Annotated in this window: 11 protein-coding genes; all 11 read right to left on the bottom strand. The window is 45.2% G+C overall.

The features are described 5' to 3' along the window. The coding region (locus PSI23_RS20305) for a hypothetical protein (protein ID WP_273556772.1) at positions 1 to 220 on the bottom strand (220 nt) is incomplete at its 3' end. Beyond that, positions 217 to 414: a hypothetical protein gene (locus PSI23_RS20300; RefSeq protein WP_273556771.1), complete on the bottom strand. Its 198-nt coding sequence runs from the start codon at positions 412 to 414 to the stop codon at positions 217 to 219. The genes PSI23_RS20300 and PSI23_RS20305, both read right to left, overlap by 4 nt. Beyond that, positions 404 to 670, bottom strand: a complete 267-nt coding sequence (locus tag PSI23_RS20295) for a hypothetical protein (protein ID WP_273556770.1) — start codon at positions 668 to 670, stop codon at positions 404 to 406. Before PSI23_RS20295 ends, PSI23_RS20300 begins: the two co-directional genes overlap by 11 nt. Continuing rightward, positions 670 to 1,098, bottom strand: coding sequence for a zinc-finger-containing protein (locus PSI23_RS20290; RefSeq protein ID WP_273556769.1), 429 nt, complete (start codon positions 1,096 to 1,098; stop codon positions 670 to 672). The genes PSI23_RS20295 and PSI23_RS20290 overlap by 1 nt, the downstream gene beginning before the upstream one ends. Before the next feature lie 20 nt (positions 1,099 to 1,118). Beyond that, positions 1,119 to 1,406, bottom strand: coding sequence for a hypothetical protein (locus tag PSI23_RS20285; RefSeq protein WP_273556768.1), 288 nt, complete (start codon positions 1,404 to 1,406; stop codon positions 1,119 to 1,121). 45 nt (positions 1,407 to 1,451) lie between these two features. Then, positions 1,452 to 2,303, bottom strand: coding sequence for a phosphoadenosine phosphosulfate reductase domain-containing protein (locus PSI23_RS20280; RefSeq protein ID WP_273556767.1), 852 nt, complete (start codon positions 2,301 to 2,303; stop codon positions 1,452 to 1,454). 49 nt (positions 2,304 to 2,352) lie between these two features. Beyond that, positions 2,353 to 2,826, bottom strand: coding sequence for a single-stranded DNA-binding protein (locus tag PSI23_RS20275; protein ID WP_273556766.1), 474 nt, complete (start codon positions 2,824 to 2,826; stop codon positions 2,353 to 2,355). Further along, positions 2,819 to 3,697, bottom strand: a complete 879-nt coding sequence (locus PSI23_RS20270) for an ATP-binding protein (RefSeq protein WP_273556765.1) — start codon at positions 3,695 to 3,697, stop codon at positions 2,819 to 2,821. Before PSI23_RS20270 ends, PSI23_RS20275 begins: the two co-directional genes overlap by 8 nt. A 1-nt stretch (position 3,698) precedes the next feature. Continuing rightward, positions 3,699 to 4,034, bottom strand: coding sequence for a hypothetical protein (locus PSI23_RS20265; RefSeq protein WP_273556764.1), 336 nt, complete (start codon positions 4,032 to 4,034; stop codon positions 3,699 to 3,701). Continuing rightward, on the bottom strand, positions 4,031 to 4,198 hold the full coding sequence (locus PSI23_RS20260) for a hypothetical protein (protein WP_273556763.1): 168 nt from the start codon (positions 4,196 to 4,198) through the stop codon (positions 4,031 to 4,033). The genes PSI23_RS20265 and PSI23_RS20260 overlap by 4 nt, the downstream gene beginning before the upstream one ends. After that, positions 4,195 to 4,404 carry a hypothetical protein gene (locus tag PSI23_RS20255; protein ID WP_273556762.1) on the bottom strand — a complete coding sequence of 70 codons (210 nt, stop codon included), beginning with the start codon at positions 4,402 to 4,404 and terminating at the stop codon, positions 4,195 to 4,197. Before PSI23_RS20255 ends, PSI23_RS20260 begins: the two co-directional genes overlap by 4 nt. Between the last annotated feature and the right edge of the window lie 340 nt (positions 4,405 to 4,744).

Genomic DNA, 4,744 nt, shown 5'->3' with positions numbered 1-4,744 from the left:
CGTTGTTTTCTGCCTCAGATAATAAGTCTTCCCCTGTCCAATCAAGAAGTCCTTCCAGCCAATCCATCGCCTGTTCTTTATCTCCTTTTTCCAACAGGTGATGAACTATTGTAATGGTTAAATTTAGTTTTTCCATTGTCCATAAATTAGATAATTCCATTGCCGCTTTAAATTGCAGATTTTCAATTTCCCGTGCCAACTCAATCACATCTTTGCTCATTTCTTTTTCTCCTGCTTGATTATATTTTCCCGACTGACTTTCCATGCTGCTTGGAATATCTCCCAGTAATTTTGAGCTGGCATATTCCAATATGTTCCATCGTCATATTTACCTAATGAGCCAACTGGATAATTAAATTCATCATCCATGAATTTCTCAAACGCCTCTCTGCATAAATCTGAATCAGTGGTCATCATTCCTCCGTGTTGCTGAAAATATTGGTTCGAATTCTATTTCAATATAAAATGTTCCGATTGACTCATCATCATCAAATACAGTTATTTCAATAGGCCGTCCCATTCCCTCCCAGCCATCGCTCCAATAATCCTTAGCGCATTCTTCCGCTAAATATTTAGGGTACGAGCGATCCCATTCTGGGTTTTCCAATGTGTATCTATCCGTTGGGTCATCTAAAATATGATTTCCAGTTACTGCATACTCGATTGGCATTATTTAAACCCCCTGCATATATTCACTGCTTTATTACACATATCAGTATCAAACCAGCCGAAGTGACATTCATTGAAACTGATTTCCAATTGACCTGCTAGCCATTGATAGACTTCCGTGCGCTCCAAATTACGACTCCTGACTACATCATCGAAATACCGATGTGCCGACAGCCTCGCTATCCGTGTTTTCTTATCTGCCAGTGACCCCATCGGGATATCCGTTCCCGGATGAATGCCAACACGTGCACCGCATGTCCAGCAATGGTATAACCAAGGCCAGCGGTTATCATGAACTCGATTAAACACATTCAGATGATGTGCAATCATGACATGCCTGTTGCAATATCGGCAGTGTGTCGGAATGGGGTAGGGGTCATTGACTCTCTGTACTGCTCTGGGGTTGGGGTTCCATGGGGTGAACTGCATGTTGTGTCCTCCCGAATTTATCAGTAGGTATAAAATCCCTCGCAATTACGGAAAAAATCGATAATTCGTTTTTTTAATTTTTCCTGAAATGCTGGATTACCATTCCCCCATTTATTTGATGGTGTCCATGCTTCAATTAAATCAGCCATTTTCCTCGCTGTTTCTGAGTTTTCTTCTGCTGAATCATTGAAATGATCGGTATCGATAAGATTCTCCATCCCGGCAATATCCACAATTTCAAACCAATTTCCATTGGTTAGTTCTATTACTGATTCATCTGTTGCTATGTTTACTAGTGATACAGTCACAATACTCCTCCCGCCACTGAGGTAGCGTTAGTTAATGGGGTGGGGTTAAAATAGGTCTAACTGAAATATTTCGCAGGATTCAGAGCAGGAACCGGTATCAAATCGTTTAGCTCTGACCATTTCCTGATACAGATTTTGATAATCGGAATTAGAATACATCGTGGCTATTCCATCTAGGGACATGCTCCCCCGATACATAATTTCACGCGGTGTTTTTCTATGACCATCTCGGACATGTTTTCCTGTAATGCAGGTTTGTTCGAACATCATTTTCATTCCCGGTTCATCCTGACAGGCCAGTCCCAATTTTTTAGTGCTCTTTTTGATGCAGAACACGCAATTACCCAGATGTTCAGGGATGAGTAAATTAAATGGCTGCGTCTCCCACCAATCTAAAATATCCTGTTTGTCAAAATCTGAGATGTCAGCTAAATAACTAATGCCGTCCTTGTGGGTTAACCGCCGCGGCTCATCCGCTCGAATACCTATCCATGTCTGATAATTACCCCGCCCGAAATGGTCATTGCAATATGCGTTAAATGGTCTCAATTTCAGTCGGTCAGTGCAGAATGCCCCGCCAATATATGGAGTGCCGTATTTTTTCACCATGTCCGAAAATGGTTTTAGTACTGGCATCCGTGTTTGAATATCCTGCGGTTCCCAGACTGTATAACTATTGGATGCGCCGAGTTGAGGGTTGATATCAGCCTGTAATACGACTAACGGGATATCCCAAAATTTCACGACCTCCCTAACAAATCGGTAGGTTGCGGGATGCTCCGCGCCCGTGTCCATAAACACATAGCGGACATCCTCACCTTGTTGGCGGCGCTGTTCCATGAGATAGACGAGGTACGCCGATGTCCTGCCGCCAGAAAAACTGACAACATTGATCATTGGATTGTCCTATGGGGTTAGGTGGTTCTGTTTGGATGGCTGGATGGTGCTAGAACGGAATGTCGTCATCAAAATTCATTGGCGGCTCTGGTTGTGGGGCTGGTGTCTGTGTTTGCTGCTGGCCCCAGAATTGAGATTGTTGCTGCTGTCCTGAATGCTGCTGGGGTGGCTGATTTCCCTGTCCCTGTTGCTCTTTCCTGTTCCCCAGCACCTCAACGTCATTCACTATAAATTCCGGCATTGACCTGTCTTGGCCTGTTTTGTCCTGCCACTTCGCCTCTTGATATTCGGCGGTAATACGAACCAGAGAACCTTTTTGTGCGTTCCTTTCGATATATTCAGCGGTTCCCTTAAACGCCTTGCACCTTAACCATGTGGTTTGATCAATCCATTGACCGTTTGCATCTTTTTTCGATTTATTTACAGCGACAGAGAAAACCATTATTGCCATTCCATTTGGCGAATAACGCATTTCCATATTTCCTATCCGGCCTGTGAAATTACATTGATTCAGGTTAGCCATTTACCGCCTCCTGTGGCTCAAATTCTGATTTCCTGAGTTCATATACTTCCTGTGCTTTCCCTTGCTCCGGCGTATCCCTGAGCGATTTATAGGCCTCAGCAAACGCGGCTTTTAATTCATCCATGTTTTGTGCTTTCCCTGCATTTTCAGTAAAGTGAGTCAGATCTATCTCAGCTTTACTTCTTCCATCGTTCAGCCAGTCCATTAGCCGCCGACCTGTCCCCTCATCAATGACGGTAAAATCAGCATTACTAAACAGTCCTGTTCTGTCCTTGCTGGCTGTGGCGGTGTGAGTTTCATGGTTTAAATCCAAAACCGTAGTAAATTCATACTCAACACCGTCGCGCTGTTCTGATTTCATACCCAATTTATCAACGCGCTTTTTCCCGTTGCCATTATCAACTTGGGCTGTTTCCGTTTTACTACGCATGGTGGCGATAATGTTCACGTCTGAACGCAATATCGCATCCAGAAATTTATTATGACGCGGCGTGATGTCGCTCCATGCTGACCACGTATTACCCCGATATTTTGCCTTTGCCAATCCATCCAGCATTTCCAGACAGCCACCTGTTCCGTTCCATTCGTGGGTGATACTGTCAATGATGAGGTTATCGTATCCGGCTGTCTGTGCCGCGGTGATGGCTTCAATGAATCGTTCTGGTGTAAATGGTGGGTCTAATTCCAATACGTCAAAATTAAATCTGTCAGAGTACAGTGAGGCACTGCCTTTCTCAGTATCAATAACCGCCGTTGTGCCACCGAGTCCTTTGGCGATAGTTAATGCCCCGTAGGTTTTCCCTGACCCACTGGGGCCAGTTAGTGCCAATCTGAGTTTGGCTTGCTTTCTCATAGCTGTGGCAAATTTCATATTAATCTCCTGTCCAGATACCACCATGACTGCGGTGAGGTGAATCACCACGATAGTGATCGTGTTCCGTGTGATGGGTTGAGTGATAATCCCGCCACGCCTGCCGTTCCTGTTCGGTGCGTTGCTCTGCCATGTGCTGGGGTAGCGGGGGATTGAATGTGGCTCGATAATTGATATTCCATAATCGCTCTGCGTTAACGCGTTCCGTTGCGGTCATCATTGCGGGGTGAGGGGCGTTACTGGTGATGGCTGCGACTAGTTCCCTGAGATATTGCTGTCTCTCTGCTGGGTCGGTCGGCACATAACATCCTGTTGAGCGCCGGGGATACAGGCTCATGTGAAATCGCCTGCGAAATCCTGAGCACTGGCGGGCAATCCCTCCATGCCCAACACCTCTCTCTTGTATATTAGCTCCCGATGTTCGGCTATTTGTTCAGCCGTGTATTTCCGTTCCTGCTGCTCATCCTGAGCACCGCAGGGGTTATATCCAAAATGTCTCATGCGGTTACCTCCTCATCCTGATAATGGTCATTGAGCACCGAAATAATATCCGTGCGCTCTAAATGGGTGGTATTGAGCATAATTTCCCTGCCGTTGCCTTCCAGTTGCCATTTAATGCCATCATCAATGATTAATATCGCACCCCCGCGAGTATCTGGTTCAATCCTGAACCGGTTGCTACTGATATTGATTTTTAACTGACCCATGGCTACCTCCGTAATATTTCATGAGTAATTTCATGCCGCGAGTCCATGCGGCAGAGCGATTTTCACGTACAGCAAACTCTCCCCACGATTGAGCGCGGGTTAGATGTCGTTTGTTCATGGTTTATTTAGTAATGAGTAGAATGAATATGACGGTTAGAATTGTGAGTGAGTAATAATAAAAACTATCGGGAATCATTTCGCGGTCAGACTAATGAGGGCGCGGGCGTGCAGTTCGGCGGATTCACGGTCGAGGTGGATTAGGCCGCGTTCTAGTGAATGAATATCAGTGTCGCAGTCAGTCCAGCGCTCTTCAAGCGAATAATCATAATTTCCGAAAATA

Origin of the sequence: Xenorhabdus yunnanensis (assembly GCF_028598805.1) — a bacterium.
Lineage (GTDB): Bacteria > Pseudomonadota > Gammaproteobacteria > Enterobacterales > Enterobacteriaceae > Xenorhabdus > Xenorhabdus yunnanensis.
The sequence above is the reverse complement of the archived record's forward strand: the minus strand, read 5'-3'. Positions and strand labels throughout refer to the sequence as shown.

Coding starts and splice junctions, on each gene's coding strand:
- PSI23_RS20300 (WP_273556771.1), bottom strand. CDS start 414: ATGACCACTGATTCAGATTTATGCAGAGAGGCGTTTGAGAAATTCATG.
- PSI23_RS20260 (WP_273556763.1), bottom strand. CDS start 4,198: ATGAGACATTTTGGATATAACCCCTGCGGTGCTCAGGATGAGCAGCAG.
- PSI23_RS20265 (WP_273556764.1), bottom strand. CDS start 4,034: ATGAGCCTGTATCCCCGGCGCTCAACAGGATGTTATGTGCCGACCGAC.
- PSI23_RS20270 (WP_273556765.1), bottom strand. CDS start 3,697: ATGAAATTTGCCACAGCTATGAGAAAGCAAGCCAAACTCAGATTGGCA.
- PSI23_RS20280 (WP_273556767.1), bottom strand. CDS start 2,303: ATGATCAATGTTGTCAGTTTTTCTGGCGGCAGGACATCGGCGTACCTC.
- PSI23_RS20295 (WP_273556770.1), bottom strand. CDS start 670: ATGCCAATCGAGTATGCAGTAACTGGAAATCATATTTTAGATGACCCA.
- PSI23_RS20255 (WP_273556762.1), bottom strand. CDS start 4,404: ATGGGTCAGTTAAAAATCAATATCAGTAGCAACCGGTTCAGGATTGAA.
- PSI23_RS20290 (WP_273556769.1), bottom strand. CDS start 1,098: ATGCAGTTCACCCCATGGAACCCCAACCCCAGAGCAGTACAGAGAGTC.
- PSI23_RS20275 (WP_273556766.1), bottom strand. CDS start 2,826: ATGGCTAACCTGAATCAATGTAATTTCACAGGCCGGATAGGAAATATG.